The following is a 20,569-nucleotide window of genomic DNA, read 5'->3' as shown; positions in this document are numbered from 1 at the left end:
TGTTGCCCAAAAACAGGACGGATGCCATATAAGCTGTTCTCAGCGCTAGTTCCAACGCGTTCTGCTGAAAGACAGAGAGAAAGCTCGCATGATCGGCAAAGAACCACCCTGTCCGAGCCAGGGAAAGCTCGTCAATCAGCTGGACAACGGCGGCGGATGTCCGATACGCAAGCCGTGACAGATGAACGACGGCCGGAATGACTGCAATTCCCATCAGAACAAGCGGGATGCTGAAAAAAAATCTGCGGCAGCTGTTCGAATAAGGGACCCTTTTTTCGTCTGCAAGGGGCTTTGCAGTACGGAATTTTGTGCTGTGGATTTTTCCTTCCTGTTTTCGTCGCAGGCCGTCAGGGCACACGGAACGTTTTGTTACAAACCTGTGCTTTGGCAATTAACGCTGAGTCTGCTGCCAAACATCATACGAAGGCTTGAAGACGAAATTTGTGGCTGCGAATACAGAGCAGGACGCTTTTTATGACGGCGGATGTTGTCAAAGGTACAAATACGCGCAGATACCCAAAAGAAGGATGAGCGCAGCCAGCATCCATCCAAGAATGGTTCGGATAAGATACAGGTACCGTGATTTCGGTGCAATCCATGGGCCTGCACAGGGGTCATCCGGCGGGGCGCGATGAAATTCCTCTGTATGCAGCTGATGAATACATTCTGTCTGATGCGCAGCTCTGCCGTTTTCATGATCTTTTATCGGGATACGCAACGCTCATACCTCCCTTACATCTGACTTGTATTGATCATATGTGCCGATGGGTCCTTGAAACTAGAAATATTATAACACATAAGTGTTCAAGTGTCAACATATGTATTCGTAACTGGGTTGCAAATAACATATGATAAAGTAGAGGTGATGAGCATGTTTCAGGCGCATCTGGATTCTGTCATAGTTGGCGAGGTGATCGCCGGTTTCAGGAAGAGAAAAGGTGTTTCCCAGGAGATACTCAGTGGGTTTGCGGATATCGGAAGAACCCACTTGAGCGCCATTGAGCGCGGCGAACGGAAGCCGACACTGGAGACGCTTTACCGCATCTGTTCTGCATTGGATGTGAAGATGAGCGAAGTGGTCAGGGAGATAGAGGACAGAATTGAAGAGGAACAGCCCCACAAATCCGAATCGGAGGTGTGAGGCTGTTCCTTGAATTTCATCAGCGGAGGTATGCCGCAGAAAGGCATGAAAGCATTGGGGAAATTCTTTTCCCCAATGCTTTCATGCTTTTCAAAAATTCGTTGTACGATCGATTCATGAGGGCTGTTTGGCCTCATTTTTCCTTGTAGTTTTTCTTTGAGGTTATTGCTTCACTGCGGTGCAGCGGCTTTCTTATGTTTACCAAGTAACACTTGGTAATGTGGTCGTTACTTCTTTGTTCGGGCCAAAGAAGTAACCAAGAAAGGCCGCCAAAGGGGGAATGCCGCTTCGGTACAGTTAGTATGGACGTCATTCCCCCTTTGGAAACCCCCTCAGCCCGTCCGAATCTTTTTTGGGGCAAGGAAGCACAGCGTTCGCTGGGTTCGAACGTCCGTTATTCTGGCGGTTATGTCTGTATATCCGTTCGCCCCGTATTCCGAATCCATCAGCATAGTGATCTATTCTATGCTGTATGGTAAAGGTTTTGTTTTGTGCTCTAAATAAACAGGGTGGTTGCCCGACGAGCCTGTCTAAGAGAGTTGAATCCCTGTAGAATTATCTGTAAGATGCTTGATCGAAGAATTGTGATATATCCATGATCGATGCAAATCCACAAGAATCAGTGTCAGTCCACGAACCAGCCAAGGTATTGGGGTACCATGAGAGAAGCCAATAACCGGGAAAGCATCCGCTGCTAGCTATGCCCAACCCCCCTGACAAAAGCAAAACGCCGCCCGCAGGCGGCCGAAGCGGAAAGCGGGATATCAGAGGGGATTTTCAAGGGGGCCATCTGGCCCTAAGCGGCACTCTGTATGGCCCCCTTGAACGGCCTTTCTTGGTTACTTCTTTGGCCGCGCAAAGAAGTAACTACCACATTGCCAAGTGTCACTTGGTAAACATAAGAAGGCCGCTGCGCAACAGCGGAGTAACGACCAGATTGCCAAGGTGCCTTGGCAAACAAAGTGATACCGCTGCGCCGCAGCGAAGCAACGACCACGCGGCCAAGTGGAACTTGGCAAACAGCGAAAGACCGCTGCGTCACAGCGGAACAGTACCAATTCTGCCCAGGTATCCTGGCAAAAGAAGAGCTGTGGGAAATCCTTTTCCCACAGCTCTTCTTATAACGATTTTTCCATCATGATGTGCTCGATCCCCGCATCCAAAAAGATGGTGGGATCGGTGGTGACAAATCCGCATTTGGTATAAAACCCTTCGGCATATTTCTGTGCGCCGATTGTCACATGACGGTAGCGAAGCGCCTTTGCGAGCCGGTCCAGCCCGCAAAGGAGTTCGGCGCCGAGATGTTTGCCGCGGAACTCCTGCAGAATGGCGATGCGCTGATACTTGACATGCTCATCGCCCAGCCGCTTCAGCCGCGCGGTACCGGCAGGCTGTCCGTCATACAGCAGCAGGATGTGCGTATGCGGGAGCAGATGATCCAGCTCATCGAATTCCTCAGCGGGATCGGTGTGCTGTTCCTCCACAAAGACCTTCTGCCGGATGCCAAGACAGCTTTTCAGCTCCGATTCGTTTTCAATAAAGCGCACCTGAATCTGATCACGCATCATTTAAACTTCTTGCTGACCGGGATGTTCTTGTTGTAGAACGCGCCCGACATGGTCTCTTTCTTGTGCTTGCGGTATTTGATGATGCCGGAGATAACGCCGCCGATGACCAGCGCCGCGCCGATGACCAGCATGGAAATTGCCATAATCTGTTCACTTGACATATCTTTCGCTCCTTTATTTTTACACGCAGCTACGCGTTGTGTTTCTGTTTCACATATTCGTCAATTGAATCCGCCGCGGTCTTGCCGGCTCCCATGGCCAGGATAACAGTCGCCGCGCCGGTGACCGCATCGCCGCCGGCATAGACGCCTTCCTTGGTGGTCTGCATGTCGTCCTTTACGACAAGGCAGCCCTTGCGGTTCGCTTCCAGCCCATCGGTGGTGGTTCGAATCAGCGGGTTCGGCGAGGTGCCGATCGCCATGATTACACTGTCCACATCCAGTACAAAGTTAGAACCCTCAACCGGTTCGGGACGCCGCCGGCCGGATTCATCCGGTTCGCCCAGCTGCATCTTGACACATTCCATACCGTTTACCAGTCCGTTTTCGTCGCCAAGGATGCGGACTGGGTTGGTCAGCAGCTTGAAGATGATGCCTTCTTCCTTTGCGTGCTCGATCTCCTCGCCGCGCGCCGGGATCTCCGCTTCGGAGCGGCGGTAGACGATGTAGACCTTCTCGGCGCCCAGACGCTTTGCGCACCGCGCGGCGTCCATCGCAACGTTGCCGCCGCCGATGACCGCGACCGATTTGGAACGGTGGATCGGCGTGTCGTAGCCCTCTTCATAGGCCTTCATCAGGTTGATGCGGGTCAGGAACTCGTTGGCCGAGTAGACGCCGACCAGGCCTTCGCCCTCCATGCCGAGAAAGCTCGGCAGACCTGCGCCGGAGCCGATAAAAACGGCCTCGTATCCCATCTCGAAGATCTCGTCGACCGAAAGGATCTTTCCGATGACCATATCGGTTTTGATCTCGACGCCAAGCTCCTCGAGCGCATGGATTTCTTTCTTGACAATCTCCTTCGGCAGCCGGAACTGCGGGATGCCGTAGACCAGCACGCCGCCCGGCAGATGGAAGGACTCAAAGATGGTGACTTCATATCCCTTGCGCGCAAGGTCTCCCGCACAGGTCAGCCCCGCCGGGCCCGCGCCGATGACCGCGATTTTGTGTCCGTTTGGCGCTGGCTTCTCAGCCTTCTGCGCGCCGTGCTGCATATGCCAGTCCGCGACAAAGCGTTCCAGGCGGCCGATGCCGACCGGCTCGTGCTTGATGCCGCGCACACAGAGCTGCTCACACTGCTTCTCCTGTGGACAGACCCGTCCGCAGACCGCCGGCAGGGAATTGGTGCCGGTGATGATCTCATAGGCCTTTTCGTAATCGCCCGCCACAACCTGCTGGATAAAATCCGGGATGTTCACGTTGACCGGACATCCGTTTACACAGGGCCGGTGCTTGCAGTTGAGACAGCGGGCGGCTTCCTCTTTGGCCATCTCCTCGGTATAGCCGAGCGCCACCTCTTCAAAGTTCGCGTTGCGGATCTGCGCGTCCTGATGCGGCATCTCCACCTTTTTCGGCGACATATTAGGCATTGACATCCCCTCCTAACCGGCATATGTGATTGGTATCGTTGAGTTCTTCGCTTCTGTAAAAATTATTGCGCTTCATCAGCTCGTCGAAATCCACCTGATGTCCGTCGAAATCCGGGCCGTCGACACAGGCAAACTTGATCTCGCCGCCGACCGATACGCGGCAGCCGCCGCACATGCCGGTGCCGTCGATCATAATCGGGTTCAGACTGACGATCGTGCGGATGCCGTAAGGCTCGGTGAGACGGGAGACGAACTTCATCATGATGACCGGGCCGATGGCAATCACGCAGTCGTAGTCGTTGCCGGCTTCGATCAATGCCTTGAGCTTGTCGGTTACAAAGCCCTGTTCCCCGTAGGAGCCGTCGTCGGTGGTGATGTACAGATTGTCGCTGACCGCCCTCATCTCATCCTCAAGAATCACGATATCCTTGCTGCGGAAGCCCGCAATCATATCCACCTTCGCGCCCATCCTGTGCAGCGCCTTTGCGGACGGGTATGCGATCGCGCAGCCCACGCCGCCGCCGATGACAGCGGCCTTTTTGATGCCGTCCAGATGCGTCGGCATGCCGAGCGGTCCGACGACATCCTGAATGGAATCCCCGGCCTCAAGCAGCGCCAGTTTTTTGGTGGAGCGGCCAACCGCCTGGAAGATGATCGTGATGGTGCCTTTCTCAGCGTCGAAATCCGCGATCGTCAGCGGCACGCGTTCGCCGACCTCATCCACCCGGAAGATGATGAACTGTCCGGCCCTTGCCTTGCGGGCAATCAGCGGCGCTTCGACCTCCATCAGTGTAACCACATCATTCAGCTGTCTCTTTGCAACAATTTTAAACAATGGTTTTCCTCCTATCGTAAAAACTCTCTTTGCAACCTATAAAAGAAAAACTTGCAAAATGGTTTTCCAATTCTGTCCGTTTGTAGTTTGTTTAACAATGTCCGATTTTGTGGAAACTGCGGCTGAAAAACCGCGCTTTCCTCATTTCGGAATGATGGGATGCCGCCCGCAATTCCCCGCAGCGCCCCGGTTTGTAACCGCATAGCGCTTGATTTGGACGGACTGTTTCCTGTCAAAAGGGAGTGGAATCGTTGTTTCTACATATTATACACTAAAATGAATTTGTTTTCAAGTTGCATTGCAGAAAAACAGTTGAATAGAGCGTAAATGAATCGAAGTATTCTATAAAGGGAAAATCAGGCGTCTTTTTTAAGGACTGGAAGCTGAAGCGGGAATGAGTCTGTCGACATTTAATTAAATTTGTTAATTAAATATAATTATTAAAAATAGTATGTTTTAAATAAAAATGATATATGGATCCATGTTGTTTTTATATATAAAAATTCGTCATTTTAAAAGATTTTGTTGCTTTTTATATCATATGTGTTATATTGAAGTTGTCCCTTGAAAAACCAACATTATAAAATGAAAAGAGGAATGCACAAATGAAAAGACGACGGCTGAACAGAGTCATATCTGTACTGCTGAGCGCGGCAATCATGCTCGGCGGCGCTGCTTTTGTCCCGAAGGGGCAGATTGCGGCGGCACAGGATTCGGAATCCAGAACGATTCTGAATTTCAACAACAACTGGGGCTATTACATGGGCGACCTTGACGGCGCCGAGGCCGTGGATTTTGACGACAGCGAATTTGCAAACGTCACGGTTCCGCACACCATGCGCCTGGAAAAGAAGCACGCGGGAAACGCAAACAGCGTCTATCAGGGCATTGGATGGTATAGAAGATATTTTGTGGTCGACGCGTCCTATGAGGGCAAACAGATCAACATCGACTTTGAAGGCGTCATGACCGACAGCGACATCTATCTGAACGGGGAGAAGCTTTACACCCGCAACGGCGGCTATATCGGATTTTCGGTCGACATCACCGACAGGGTCAAATTCGGTGAGACCAATGTGCTGGCGGTGCGGGTTTCGAGCCTTGACAACCGCGACACCCCGCCGGGAAAACCGCTTTCCGGGCTGGATTTCCACTACTATGGCGGCATCTATCGGGATGTGGAGCTGCGCATCACCGACAACCTGCACATCACCGACGCGCTGCAGGCTGATGAGACGGCAAGCGGCGGCGTCTTTGTAACCTATCCCGAGGTTGGAAAGGAACAGGCGGTCGTCAACGTCAAGACCCATGTCGCCAATGAGAACGAAGCGGCGGCGGAAGCTGTGGTCAGGACGAGCCTGGTCGACGCCGAAGGCAACACCGTGGCGGCGGCTGAGGACGCTTCGCGCAGCATCGAGGCGGGCGGCGCGCATCAGTTCGAGCAGCAGCTCACGGTGCTGAATCCGAAGCTGTGGCATCCGGATACGCCGAACCTGTATACGGTCGTATCCGAAGTCTACAACGGCGCAAACAAGGTCGATGAGGCCGAGACCCGCATGGGCATCCGCCGCATCGAGATGAAGCCGGACGGCTGTTACCTGAACGGCGAAAAGATCTACATCCGCGGCGCGAACCGTCACCAGTCCTATGCCTATGTCGGAGACGCGGCCTCCGATTCGATGCAGGTGCGCGACGCCATCCAGATGAAGGAGAACGGCTTCAACGGCGTGCGCGCGACCCATTACCCGCAGTCCCCGGCGTTTTTGGACGCCTGCGACGAGATCGGGCTGCTGGTCGTGGAATGCCAGCCGGGCTGGCAGAACTTCACGAATACCGATACCTTCTACAATTTGACCCTGCGCGACACCCGCGAGATGATCCGGCGAGACCGCAACCATGCGAGCGTCTTGATGTGGGAGACGTCGCTCAACGAGACCGGCTACAGCGCGCAGTGGGCAGAAGATGCGACGAGAATTGCGCACGAGGAATTTCCGGGCGACCAGATGTTCACGGCGGCCGACTATGGACTCAAGGGCGAGTACTACGACGTCAACTACAAGATCGTGGACGGCGGCGTGGATCACAATCCAAACAAGACGATCTTCACCAGGGAATGGGGAGACTGGGCCGGCATGGACCAGGTCATGCGCAAGGATGGGGAAGCCGCGATGCTCAAGCAGGTCAATACGCATGAGCGGTTCTTAAACGGCGACGGCTATCCCGACTGGGGCGGCCTGGACGCCTGCGACCGCATGGCAGGCTATTTCATGTGGAGCTGGAACGACTATGCACGCGGTTCCCAGAAGAACACGCTGCCCAGCGGCAACGTCGAGGTGGACCGCAGCGAGAAATATCTGACCTATTGGCTGATGTCGATGCAGCCGGCGCGCAGCCCGGCCTATGGACCGATGGTCTACATCGCAAGCGATTATTCGGCGTCCTCCAGCAGGACCATCAACGTCTACAGCAACTGCGACAGCGTAAGACTCTACCAGAACGGCAGCCTGGTCGACGAGCTGACCCGCGAAGAGCTGGCGTCGACGGCTCCTAATATCGTTAAAAAGGGCGGCAGCCCGATCTTCAAATTCGAGCTTCCATCGTTTGTCGCCGGAGAGCTGACCGCCGAAGCGATCCTTGACGGAGAGGTTGCGGCGACCCATGCGGTCAAAACGCCGGGAACGGCAAAGAGTGTTTCCATCGAAGTCGGAGACCGCGGCATCGCGCCGGTGGCCGACGGCTCGGACCTGATCCCGGTTTACCTGAAAGTGGTCGATGAGAACGGCACGGTCATCCCGGACTACAAGGGCAATATCCGGATCGCGGTGCTCGGCGAAGGCGAGCTTGTCGGCAAGGATATGCCGCGTGTCGGCGTGGAGGACCAGACGCCGGAAGCGGGCGTCGGCTATGCGTTCATCCGCACAACCGGCAATGCCGGAACCATCAGGATTGTCGCGACGGCGGAGGGCGTCGGTTCGGCTTCCAAAGAGATTGAAACCGTACCGTATACCGGAATCTTTGTCGAGGATGGGGAACATCCGGCATGGACCGGCGGCGTTGAGAAGTTTGAAAAGCCGGAGCTCAACTATAAGAATCTGGCGCAGGGCAAAGATGCGACAGCCTCCTCGACGCAGGAGGACCGCGGCAACTATCCCGCCAATGCCGTAGACAACGACGAGGGCACCAAGTGGTGCGCATCCGGCGGCGAGCTGCCGCAGTGGCTGAAGATCGACCTCGGCAAGGTTGAGGAGATCGCGGGCTTCAATATGATCTGGGAGAACGGCGGCCTTGTCTACAAATACAACATCGAGGTATCTGAAAACGGCACGGACTGGGAAAAGGTCGTCGATATGGACGAAAACGACAAGGTAAACGGCAATGAAACGAAGCTGGTGAACACCAGGGGACGCTATATTCGTTTAAACATCTCCTATGCGGGCGGACTCTGGGCCTGCCTATGGGAATTCAAGGTGTATGCGCCGCTCGGCGACGAGGAAGAGCAGCTGCCGGGCAAGCTGCTGGACAACGCGATGATCGAGTCGGCGTTCGCGTCCTGCGAGAGCGAGCCGGACCGCGGACCGGACAAGCTGTTCGACGGCGAAACCCTGATCGGAACCGGCTGGCTGGCGGCGACGACCGAATTCCCGCAGTCGGTGACCGTGGCGTTCAAAGAAGCGCAGAACCTGACCGGCTCCCGCATCTACTGGGAGAAGGACAGCAGCTGGTACACCTATGACCTCGAGGTTTCCACCAACGGAAAGGCCTGGGTCAAAGCGCTTGACAACATGCTGGTCGGCGGACAGGCGCTCAAGCCGGAGGCCTTCTCGAAGGTCTATGAGGATGTCAACTATGTGCGCGTCACCATCAGGGATGTGCTGTCCTCCAGCGGCCAGCCACGTATCGGCATGTCTGAGCTGATGTTCTACACCTTTGTTCCGCCCGAAGAGCCACAGCCGGAATTTGTTTACCTCAGCGATCTTGACTGGGTCAGCGCACACAGCGACTACGCATCGGTCAAGAAGGATGAACCCGCGTATAATGCCGGAAGCGGTATGTCGCTCAATTCCGAAAACGGCGTACTGACCTTTGAGAAGGGCCTGGGCGCGGACACCAATTCCGAAATCGTCTACGACATCGCGGGCAAGGGCTACACAAGGCTGCAGACCTACATCGGCATCAACCGCGGCGCCAGTAAAAACGGGGGAGAGGCGGTCTACAAATTCTACATCGACGGCAAGGAAGTTTACACAAGCCCGGTGCTGATGCGGGATGACAACTGCGCCTTTGTGGACCTTGAGATTCCAGCGGATGCCGCGACGCTTCGGCTGACCGCCCAGTGGAGCGGCAACACCGAGAATCCGGAGGCGCGCTACAACACGCATGTGCTCTGGGCGGATGCGAAGCTGTTCACCGCCGAGAAAAAGCCGGTTCCGGGCGACTTTGACAAGGACGGCAAGCTCGGCATTGCGGATCTGCTTCTTTACAAGGAAAAGATCCTGATGGGTTACAACCTGACGCCTGAGACGATGGAGATCATCGATGTCAATAAAGACGGCCGCATCAATATCTTTGACATGCTGCTTGTCAAGCTGGATATCCTGAATGGAACATATGCATAAGAGATAAAAAGCAGGAGGACTGTTTCATCATGAAACAGTCCTCCTGCTGATTTAGAATAACGGTGCGTGGTTTCTTGTTGTAAGTGAAGTTATATGTCAATATTATTGTGACGCGGCGGTATCACTTTGTCTGCCAAGATACCTTGGCAAGGTGGTGGTTACTTCTTTGCCGGCCAAAGAAGTAACCAAGAAAGGCCGTTCAAGGGGGCCAGCTGCGCTGGTGCACGCGCTACGCGACACTGAAATAAAAAAAGAGCCTATGACAAACACACCACAACAACGCAGCAAAAAAAGCGGCGTAGCCGAGCGCCCCACCGCAGGTGGTGGCCCCCTTGAAAATCCCCTCTGGTATCCCTCTTTCTGCTTCGGCCGCCTGCGGGCGGCGTTTTGTTTTTGGCAGGGTGGTTGGGCATAGCTAGCAGCGGACGATTCCCCGGTTACAGGCTGTGCTCATGGTACCCCGATACTTTGGCTGGTGCGTTAATTTATGGTGGATAGATGAAGAAGGCCGTTCCATCATGGAACGGCCTTCATGAATTTATTGTGCTGCGCGGATTTCGTCCGTGTCTCCGCTGAAATAGGGTTCTACATATTCAAAGCGGAGTGCTGAATCCGCCTTTTCCTTGGCCATCGAGAGCATCAGCTTGATGCGGTTTTCCTGATTGATCTTGGTGGCACCCGGGTCGTAATCGATTGCGACGATGTTGGACTGCGGATGCTGTTCGCGGATTTTGCGGATCATCCCTTTGCCGACGATGTGGTTCGGCAGGCAGCCGAACGGCTGTGTGCAGACGATGTTCTCAACGCCGGAATGGATCAGTTCGAGCATTTCGGCTGTGAGCAGCCAGCCCTCGCCCATTTTGTTGCCGGAGCTGACATAACCGCCCGCATAGGATTTGATCTCGTCAAACGGCGCCGGGCAGCGGAACTGCGGGAACTGTTTGAGAACGCTGATCATCTGGTTCTGCAGATGGGTGAACAGCTTCTTCATCAGCTTGGATGCAAAGCCCTTCATCAATCGGATGTGATAGAATTTCACGTCGTCGATGTGATGGTCGCACATGAAGATGACGAAGTCGAGCAGCCCCGGCACGACCGTCTCGCAGTCCTCCTTCCGGAGGAAATCCTCGAGATTGTTGTTGCCAAGCGGCGCGTATTTGATGAAGATTTCACCGACCACGCCGACCTTGACCTTGTCAACCTTCTTGATGCGGATCTTGCTGAAGCTTTCCGCGATTTTATAAAGGTTCTTTTTAAGCCGAAGCGCGTTCATGCTTTCGTGCGTGAGCTTTTCGACCCACTCCTCGATCAATGCGTCGGATTCACCCTTATGGATTTCATAGGGACGGGTTTGGTTCGACAGCAGCATCAACAGATCGCCGTAGATGACGGCCGAGGCCATCTCCGAGATGAGTCCCAGCGACATCTTGAAGCCGGGATTCTTCTCCATGCCGGCGATGTTGAACGAGATGACCGGCACAAAGTCCAGATTGTTCTTTTTGAGCGCCTTGCGCAGCAGATGGATGTAGTTCGACGCGCGGCATCCGCCGCCGGTCTGGGTGATCATCAGCGCGGTTTTGTGCAGGTCGTATTTGCCGCTGTTCAGCGCGTCCATGAACTGGCCGATGACCAGCAGCGCCGGATAGCAGGTGTCGTTGTGAACGTTCTGCAGCCCGTAGTTGACGATCTGCGGATGGGTTGTCTTGAGCAGTTCGGCCTTGAGGCCGTGATTCCGAAGAATCTTTTCCAGCAATGTGAAATGGATCGGCAGCATCATCGGGAAGAGCACCGTGTACTCCTCCTTCATCTCCTTGGTGAAGAGCAGTCTGCCGGATTCATCGTATTCGAGTTTTGCCATTCTTTTACCACCTTTTCAAATCATCCTGTCCTATCTCTATTCGCGGATTCCCAAAATAGACCTGATGTCAGGACCGATCGCGGCGGCTTAGCCGTGTCAGTTGCGGATGACGGGGTTTTCTATCTATTGGACCGAGACACGGTCCTTTTGTTCCTGTGTCGTATGGATCGCCTCAACCAGGCTGCGCAGACGGATTTTCGTCGCGCCAAGGTTGTTGATCTCATCAATCTTGATCTGGGTGTAGAACCTGGAACCGGATTCCAGAATGTTCTTGACCTCGTCGGTCGTGATCGCATCCAGGCCGCAGCCGAACGAGACGAGCTGCACGAGATGGATGTGCTCATGCTGGGTCACATATTCCGCCGCGTTGTAGAGCCTTGAATGATAGGTCCACTGGTTCAGCACATCGACCTTCTTGCGGTGCCCCGCAAAGTCGATGCAGTCTTCCGAGATGACCACCAGCCCGAGCGAGGTGATCAGCTTGTCGATGCCGTGGTTGATCTCCGGGTCGACATGGTAGGGCCTGCCGGCCAGGATGATGACCTCTTTGCCGTGCTCCTTCGCGTACTGAAGCGCCTGATCGCCGAAGCGGAAGATATCCTCCTTGTAGGCGACGAAGGCGTCGTAGGCGTTGTCGACGGCCGCGCGGGTTTCCTTGACCGGGATGCCGAACTGTTCGAGCAGATACTGGCCGATCTTTTTGGTGAACGCCTTGCGCGCATGCGGCGCAAAGTACGGGTTTAAGAACCTCACGTCCTTGAGCGCGGTAATGTTGGCGCTCAGCAGCTCCGGATAGTAGGCGACGACCGGGCAGTTGTAGTGGTTGTCGCCGGTCTCTTCGTTGAAGTTGTACGGCATACAGGGATAGAAGATCGTCTGAATGCCCTTTTCCAGCAGCTCCTCGATGTGCCCGTGCAGCATCTTGGCCGGATAGCAGACCGTATCGGACGGGATGGTGTGCTGTCCCTTGACATACATATTCCGTGAGGAGATGCCGGAGGTCTCCACCTCGAAGCCGAGGGTGGTGAACAGTGTGTACCAGAACGGCAGGTTCTCGTACATGTTGAGTCCCAGCGGCAGGCCGATGCGGCCGCGCTTTCCCTTGACAGGCTGGTAGGAGAGAAGCTTTTCCAGCTTGTATGTATAAGCGTTCGGAAGCTGTTCCTTGCCGGCCTTGCCGGTCGGCCGCTCGCAGCGGTTTCCGGTGATGAATTTATGTTTCCCGTTAAAGGTGTTGATGGTCAGCTTGCAGTGGTTGGTGCAGAGCCCGCACTCCGCCATCTTGGAGGTGTGCGTGAAGCGTTCAAGCTCTTCGGCAGAAATCAGCGCGGACCGCTCGAGTCCCGCTTCCCTGGCGTAGAGCGCCGCGCCGTATGCGCCCATAAGTCCCGCGATGGTCGGGCGGGTGACGTCCTTGCCGATCTCCAGTTCGAACGCGCGCAGGATGGCGTCGTTTAAGAAGGTGCCGCCCTGTACGACGATGTGCTCGCCGAGCTCCTCGATGCTCCTTGCGCGGATGACCTTGTAAACCGCGTTCTTGATGACGCTGATGGCAAGGCCGGCCGAGATGTCGTCGACGCCGGCGCCGTCCTTCTGCGCCTGCTTGACCGAAGAATTCATGAAGACGGTGCAGCGGGAGCCGAGGTTGACCGGGTTCTTCGCGAACAGTCCAAGCTTCGCGAAGTCCGCAATGCCGTAGCCGAGCGCGACCGCGAAGGTCTCGATAAACGATCCGCAGCCCGAGGAGCAGGCCTCGTTGAGCATAATCGAATCGACGATGCCGTTCTTGAGCTTGAAGCATTTCATATCCTGGCCGCCGATGTCGAGGATAAAGTCGACGTCCGGATTGAAGTGCCGCGCGGCGTAGTAGTGCGCCGTGGTCTCCACAATGCCGATGTCGATATGATAGGCGTTTTTGAGCAGCTCCTCGCCGTAGCCGGTCACGGCGCTGCCCTTGATCGTGATGCGTTCCCCGCACAGCGCCAGCAGCTTTCCAAGCTGCTCCTTGACGACCTCGAGCGGCTGGCCGAAGTTGGAGGCGTAATAGCTGAACAGCAGCTCGCCTTCCTCGGTGATCAGCGCGATCTTGGTCGTGGTAGAGCCGGCGTCGATGCCGAGATACGCGCCGCCGGAATAGGCGGAGATATCCACCGTCTCCACATGGTTTTCATGGTGGCGGGCGGTAAAGTCGTCGTAGTCCTGCTGTGTTTCAAACAGCGGCGGAAGTGTCGAGATCGAACCGCTGTGGCTTTCGGCGTGCAGCAGCCTGCCGATCAGGTCTTCATAGGTGGTTGCTTCATCACGCATGCTGTCAAGCGCCGCGCCGATTGCGACAAAAAACTGCGCGTTTTCCGGGAAGACGGCATGCTTCTCATCGAGGCGCAGCACTTCGACAAAGCGCTGCCGAAGCCCGTACAAAAAGGTAAGCGGACCGCCCAGAAACGCGACCTTTCCCTTGATCTCACGTCCCTGTGCCAGCCCGGCTATGGTTTGGTTGACAATCGCCTGATAGATGCTCGCGGCAATATCCGCCTTGTTCGCACCCTGGTTCAGCAGCGGCTGGATGTCCGACTTTGCGAACACGCCACAGCGCGATGCGATGTTGTAAATCTGTTTGTGTGAGAAGCTCAGGTTGTCAAGCTCCTCGACGGTCATCGAGAGCAGCGACGCCATCTGGTCGATGAACGCGCCGGTTCCGCCCGCGCAGCTTCCGTTCATGCGCTCCTCGTTGCCACCGGTCAGGAACAGGATTTTCGCATCCTCTCCGCCGAGTTCCACCACGACGTCGATGTCCCGAAGCAGCCGGTCGCAGGCGATTTTCGTCGCAAAGACCTCCTGTACGAACTGAATCTTTGCGCTCTGTGAAACGCCGAGTCCGGCGGAGCCGGAGATCGAGACACGAAACGGCCGGTTTTTAAGCAGCTCTTCGGTCTGACGCAGGATTTCCAGCGTCTTTTCGCGCACCTTGGAGTGGTGGCGTTCATATTGTTTAAATAACAGATGTTTGTTTTCATCCAGCACGACAACCTTGACGGTTGTGGAACCGATATCGATTCCAACCAGATAACTGCCAGTGTGGTTCATGTGTATTTCCTTCCCGTTTCCTATGAGATTTTTGCGGCGTCACCTGCGAAATAAGGGGACGCCTGTGGTCGTATCTATGTAAAAGAATTTATTCTGAATGGTCTTTTGACCGGTCCCGCATCCGCCGGGACTTTTTACCCTATTGTAATGTTTTGTAAACGTTTTTGCAATAGACAAATTATTAATTCCCCTCTATATAATAAGGAAAAACACCCCTGAAAAGAACGGAATGGACCAAAAAGAATGCAATTTTTTTACAGATGCTTTGATGCGAAGATGAGCATAGGAGGGTGGAATGCCTGCAGTATGTAACGGTATGATCAATGATGGTTAATATATTTTTCATAAAATATGCAATTTGATTGCGTGTAAACGTTTCCCATTTTAAACTTTTATTGATTTAAAAAATTTCTATTTACAGGAAAATAGAATGGTGCTATAATTTGTTTGAACGAAAAGTTCATAGATTAGCCAAATCAACAACCTTGTACCCTTGAAAAGAAAAAAAGAGAAATGAAAGCGAGGAAAACAAAGTATGAAGGCGAAAAGGCTATTGGCAACACTTGTAACCAGCGCCATGCTGCTTACAAGCCTGTCTCTGACATCCTTTGCGGATGTCGAATGGACAGGAAATGAGTGGAATTCAAGCGCGTCGGAATTTTCGAAGGTCGAAAGCTTAAAAATCGGCCGTGAAGATGCGCGCAGCCCGATCTATCCGTTCACGGACGAGGCGGCCGCACTCGGTTACCAGCAACTGGGGCTGAACAAGGATCTGTCCCAGGCGTATTATCAGTCCCTGAATACCGACGCGGGGCAGGACTGGAAGTTCTACTATGTTTCCAATCCGGCGGAAAGATCCGGAAGGCCGGACAACGAGCACATCTTTGATACAAACTATGACGACAGCGTATGGGACGACATCACGGTCCCGAAGAGCTGGGAGGCCACCTACAACGAGGACAGGACCTTCCGCTACAATGCGCCGCATTACACCAACGTCACCTATCCGTGGAACAACCAGACGAACAGGCCCTCCAAGCCGCATGCGCCGCAGACCTTCAACCCGGTCGGCGTTTACCGCACCAAGCTGGATGTGGATGAGAAGCTGCAGGGCAGAAATATCTTCCTGAACTTTGAAGGCGTTGAGTCCTCCTTCTACCTCTATGTCAACGGGCATAAGGTCGGATACAGCCAGGACAGCTTCACCGGCAAGGAGTTCAAGATCGATGAATATCTGAACTACGACGGCACCGACACCATCGCGCTCGAGGTCTTCAAGTGGTCGAGCGGCAGCTGGATGGAGGATCAGGACTTCATCCGTCTGGCGGGCATCTTCCGCAGCGTATACCTGACTGCGAAGGACGATGTGGAGCTTCGCGACATCACGATCGTCCCGAGCAAGACCGGCGGCGACTATTCGGCGGACTCCTATAAGAATATGAACCTCGACATCTATGCGAGCATCCGCGATCTGGGCGCGGCCGCCGAGGACCTGGACGGCCTTTCAGTCAGCGCGAAGCTGTTTGATCTGGACGGCAATGAGATTCCGGCCCAGCAGCTCGAGAACGCGGATCTGAGCAAGGTCATGAACGAGGCGGGCTTCGACCAGCAGGATTCCTTCGGCCGCGATATGGGAACCGTCAAGCTCTCCGCGACGGTGCTCAACCCCGCGCTGTGGTCGGCGGAATATCCGAACCTGTACAAAGCGCTGGTCACCTTGAAGGACAAGGATGGCGAGATCATTGAAACCACAGCATACCGCTTCGGCTTCCGGGTCGTCGAAATTCGCGATCAGGGCACCCGACAGGCGCAGATGCTGGTCAACGGACAGCCGTTCCTGTTCAAAGGCGTCAACGTCCACGAGAACAACTTCGAAACCGGACGCTATATGACCAACGAGCTGATCATCAAGGACCTGGATCTGATGAAGCAGCTGAACTTCAACGCGATCAGGATGAGCCACTATCCGCATGACCTGCGGTACTACGAGCTGGCCGACGAGTATGGCTTATACATCATCGACGAGACCAACATCGAAACACACGGAGACCAGAGCATTCCGAAGAGCGATCCGAACTATACGAACGCCTGCATGGACCGCGTCTCTTCCATGTTCTACCGCACCAAGAATTTCCCGTCGGTTGTCATCCACTCCCTGGGCAACGAGGCCGGCAATGGAAATAACTTCACGCTGATGAACAAATGGCTTAAGGGCGAATACACCGGAACCCCGGATTTCTATGTGGATGATATGCTGAAGGGCGATCTTCAGCGCCGCCCGGTACACTATGAGGGCTACAACAACACGTCTGCGACCGATATACAGTCCCATATGTACCCGTCCGCCTCCAGCGTCAAGAGTTCGTCGTTCACCCGTCCATATATCCTGTGCGAATATGCGCACGCACACGGCAACTCGAACGGAAACTATCAGGAATACTGGGATGCGTTTGAATCTCAGGCCAACATCCAGGGCGGATTCATCTGGGACTGGGTTGACCAGACGGTCAAGACCGGATTGCAGCCGACCTATGACATCACCTCACAGGATCAGAACCAGATCGTTTGCTCGCTGACCAAAAATGTCGGCGGCGCAGGCGTGAGCGGTGAAGCGGGCGACAAATCGCTTGACGGCGTCGCGGTTGCGAAGGGCTCCCCGGAGGCTGTGAACATCAACGGCGAATTGACACTGGAAGCCTGGGTCAATCCGGCGGACGGCGGAACGGGCTACCGCAACATCCTGTCCAAGGGAGATAACCAGTTCCAGCTGAAGACCTCCGGCGGCAACATCGAATTCAACACCTATTACAACGGCAATTGGAATTCCTTAAACTATAAATACGATGCAGGTACTTGGGTTGGACAGTGGCATCATATCGCGGTCACCTACAATCCGGCCAACAAGACCGCGACGCTCTATCTCGACGACATGAGCACGCCGGTCAAGACCGCGGTCATGAGCAATGCGGCTGCAAACGGCACCTTCTCCAAATCTGGCAACGACTTTGCAGTGGGACGCGATACCCAGAGCGGCAGTGGACGCGACTGGTTCGGACTCATCGACAACGCGCGGGTTTACAACCGTGTGCTGAGCGCCGAGGAGCTGTCCAATGAAAACAGGACCGCTTCGGATGAGGGCGTCGTCTACTGGAACGACTTCAACCAGGAGACCACCGAAATTCCGCCGGTTACCGATTGGTATTTCGGCTTCGGCGGCGACTGGGGAGACAGCCCGAACGACAACAACTTCTGTACAAACGGCGTTGTGAGCACCGACCGCATTCCACATCCAAGCGCCGTTCAGCTCAAGAGGGTTCATCAGGACTACGTCATGACGCTCGGCGAATATGCAGAGGATTATGCGACGGTCAACATCCGCAGCAGAAATCTGTTTGCGCCGTCCAGCGACTACGACTTCATCTGGGAGCTCAAAGAGGACGACACCACGCTGCAGACTGGCACGATCGATACAGCAATTGCGCCGCTCGACAATCAGGACATCACAATCAGCTTTGACCCGGTTGCCCCGAAGGATGGCAAGGAATATTTCCTGACCATGCGTTTCGTCCTGAAAGAGGATAAGGCATGGGCTGAAAAGGGATGGGAGATTTCCGGCGAGCAGGTACAGCTGGACCTTTCGAATCCGAAGCAGCCGGCGATGGACATCAGCGGCATGGACGATCTTCGCTACACCGAGGATGACAACGCCTACAAGGTGGAGGGCACCGGCTTCGAGCTGACCATCGATAAGACACAAGGCACCATCAGCTCCTTCGTTTATCAGGGAACCGAGCTGTTTGCACAGGACGACGTCTATGGACCGGCTCCGCACTACTTCAGAGCACCGACCGACAATGACAGAGGCAACAGCGTCAAGAATTCCATCGCGGTCTGGAAGGACGCGGGCAAGAAGCGCAGCGGCATCGTGACCAGCGTCGAGCCGATCGGAACCAAGGCGCTGAAATTCAGCGTTTCGGGTAGACTGGCCCCGACCAAGGGCAGAGCGGACTATTCGATGAACTTCACCGTCTACGGAAACGGCGACGTGGTCGTCGACCATGTCATGAATCCATCCGGCTTCAGCGGAAGCGATATCCTTCCGTTGATGGGCACCATCATGCAGCTTCCGAGTCAGTTTGAGAACATCACCTGGTACGGACGCGGAAGCGATGTGCCGGGCGTCAAATCCGAATCCTACATTGACCGTTATACAAAATCCTTTGTGGATGTCTACTCCGGAACGGTGACGGATCAGTTCACGCCGTATTCGGAGGTACAGGAGACCGGAAATAAGGTGGGCACCCGTTGGGTAGCGCTGACCGATGACAACGGCACCGGCCTGCTCGCAAGCAGCACCGACGATCTTCTGGAGATTGGCGCGCTGCACTATACGCCGGATGCGCTGTACAGCACCGGCAGCACGCACCTGCATGAGCGGACTGGAACCGACAATGTCGTGCTGCAGCTCAACTATAAGCAGACCGGTATGGGCGGCGACAACTCTTGGGGCGCAATGCCGGTTTCCAATTATATCCTGCGTCCGAACCAGACCTATTCCTACAGCTACAAGCTTACCCCGGTCAAGAATTTCGACGTGCAGTCCGCGATGGACAAGAGCGACGAGGTTCTGAACCTGAACCCGATTTCGGACCTGAAGGTCAACGGCGAATCCATTGGCGACTTCAAGGCCGACAAGGACGCCTACAGCTATTCGATGCTCAGCGGCGCGCTGAAGAAGGTGCCGCAGGTCGATGCGGTGCTGAATAAAGGAGCGAGCATCATCGACATCCAGCAGGCGGAGGACTTCAATGGAACGGCGACCGTGACCGCAGTGTCCGCGGCTGGGGTTGAGAAGACCTACACCATTCAGTTCATGGCAAATGATGTGAATTATCTCTCCGATATCAAATGGACCTTTGAGGAAACCGCATGGGATACCATCCGCCGCGACACGAACCTGAGCGGAAATAAGATTTCCCTGAAGGTGGACGGCCAGAACAGAACGTTTGACAAGGGCATCCTTGCACATGCGACCTCCAAGGTGGAAATCAGCAACGTCGGAACCGGATACGGTTACTTCGAAGCATATGTCGGCGTCGACAACTCGCAGGGCAGCAATGGCCAGGTGCAGTTCTTCATCTACGGCGATGGCGAGGAGCTCTGGCACAGCAATGTGATCAGAGGCGGACAGAACGCGGAGCATGTCAGGATTCCGGTCGGCGGTTATGAGACATTGACCTTCGTCGCCGATGAGGTGAACGGCAACGGCAATGACCATTCCGCTTGGGCGGATGCGAAATTCTCCGCCGATGAAATTGCTGTCAGCCCGGATTCCGGTTTCGAGCAGAAGGGCGAAGTCATCGCGGCGAAATCCGGCACCGTCGGCGAACTGAAGGCGGCGCTTTCGAGCGAAAACCCGGTGGAGATCGTCGACAAGGACGGCAACGTGTTGTCCGATGACACGGCGCTTTACACCGGTATCCGCATCAGATTCACCGGCTCTGACGAGTACAGCATGTATCAGGAAGTGGCTGTATACGGCGATGCGGACGGCAACGGCAGCATCGGCGTGAGCGACCTGCTTCAGATGAAAGCTGCCATCCTCGGCAGAGCAGACTTCAGCGACGCACAGTTCGTTGCAACCGATGTCAATGAGGACGGCATTCTGAACATCTTCGATCTGGTCATGCTGAAGATGGAGATTCTCAGAGGAAACTAAATCAATCGTACAGTGTGGCATTTGTACAATAAGAACGGGCGGCTTTCCACCGGAGAGCCGCCCGTTTTATGTCGTTCTGTTTTAATAATGGCACGCGACGGCCTATTATCCCAATAAACGGGACGCTGATATACTGTGCTGCCTTTCTCGAATACATCAGATT

General features: G+C 54.8%; 9 protein-coding genes. 3 read left to right on the top strand and 6 right to left on the bottom strand.

What is annotated here, in order from left to right; genetic code table 11:
• Positions 1-871: 871 nt before the first annotated feature.
• Positions 872-1,141: a helix-turn-helix domain-containing protein gene (locus BN348_RS09245; RefSeq protein WP_040197621.1), complete on the top strand. Its 270-nt coding sequence runs from the start codon at positions 872-874 to the stop codon at positions 1,139-1,141.
• A gap of 1,118 nt (positions 1,142-2,259) precedes the next feature.
• Here the strand turns inward: BN348_RS09245 and BN348_RS09240 are convergent.
• Genes BN348_RS09240 through BN348_RS09230 form a run of 4 tightly spaced genes read right to left on the bottom strand, consistent with a single transcriptional unit; the run spans position 2,260 to position 5,129 of the window.
• A complete protein-coding gene (locus tag BN348_RS09240) occupies positions 2,260-2,706 on the bottom strand; it encodes a GNAT family N-acetyltransferase (RefSeq protein ID WP_052446854.1) in 447 nt (148 codons plus the stop codon).
• Positions 2,706-2,870, bottom strand: a complete 165-nt coding sequence (locus BN348_RS13935) for a hypothetical protein (RefSeq protein WP_156136479.1) — start codon at positions 2,868-2,870, stop codon at positions 2,706-2,708. The genes BN348_RS09240 and BN348_RS13935 overlap by 1 nt, the downstream gene beginning before the upstream one ends.
• 29 nt (positions 2,871-2,899) lie before the next feature.
• Positions 2,900-4,294: an NADPH-dependent glutamate synthase gene (gene gltA, locus BN348_RS09235; protein ID WP_040197619.1), complete on the bottom strand. Its 1,395-nt coding sequence runs from the start codon at positions 4,292-4,294 to the stop codon at positions 2,900-2,902.
• Positions 4,287-5,129, bottom strand: coding sequence for a sulfide/dihydroorotate dehydrogenase-like FAD/NAD-binding protein (locus BN348_RS09230; RefSeq protein WP_040197618.1), 843 nt, complete (start codon positions 5,127-5,129; stop codon positions 4,287-4,289). Before BN348_RS09230 ends, gltA begins: the two co-directional genes overlap by 8 nt.
• A 605-nt stretch (positions 5,130-5,734) precedes the next feature.
• Between BN348_RS09230 and BN348_RS09225 the strand changes: the two genes are divergently transcribed.
• Complete coding sequence (locus BN348_RS09225) at positions 5,735-9,745, top strand: discoidin domain-containing protein (RefSeq protein WP_052446853.1); 4,011 nt, start codon at positions 5,735-5,737, stop codon at positions 9,743-9,745.
• Between the two features lie 538 nt (positions 9,746-10,283).
• Here the strand turns inward: BN348_RS09225 and BN348_RS09220 are convergent.
• On the bottom strand, positions 10,284-11,603 hold the full coding sequence (locus BN348_RS09220) for a 2-hydroxyacyl-CoA dehydratase (RefSeq protein WP_082020901.1): 1,320 nt from the start codon (positions 11,601-11,603) through the stop codon (positions 10,284-10,286).
• Positions 11,604-11,726: 123 nt separating this feature from the next.
• Complete coding sequence (locus BN348_RS09215; RefSeq protein WP_052446852.1) at positions 11,727-14,687, bottom strand: acyl-CoA dehydratase activase; 2,961 nt, start codon at positions 14,685-14,687, stop codon at positions 11,727-11,729.
• Between the two features lie 553 nt (positions 14,688-15,240).
• Here BN348_RS09215 and BN348_RS09210 point away from each other — a divergent pair.
• On the top strand, positions 15,241-20,406 hold the full coding sequence (locus BN348_RS09210) for a glycoside hydrolase family 2 TIM barrel-domain containing protein (protein ID WP_197068327.1): 5,166 nt from the start codon (positions 15,241-15,243) through the stop codon (positions 20,404-20,406).
• Positions 20,407-20,569: the final 163 nt, after the last annotated feature.

The sequence above is a fragment of the Candidatus Soleaferrea massiliensis AP7 genome, from assembly GCF_000820765.1.
Taxonomy (GTDB): Bacteria; Bacillota; Clostridia; order Oscillospirales; family Ruminococcaceae; genus Soleaferrea; species Soleaferrea massiliensis.
Note: the sequence above shows the minus strand (reverse complement) of the source record. Positions and strands in the feature narration are given on the sequence as shown.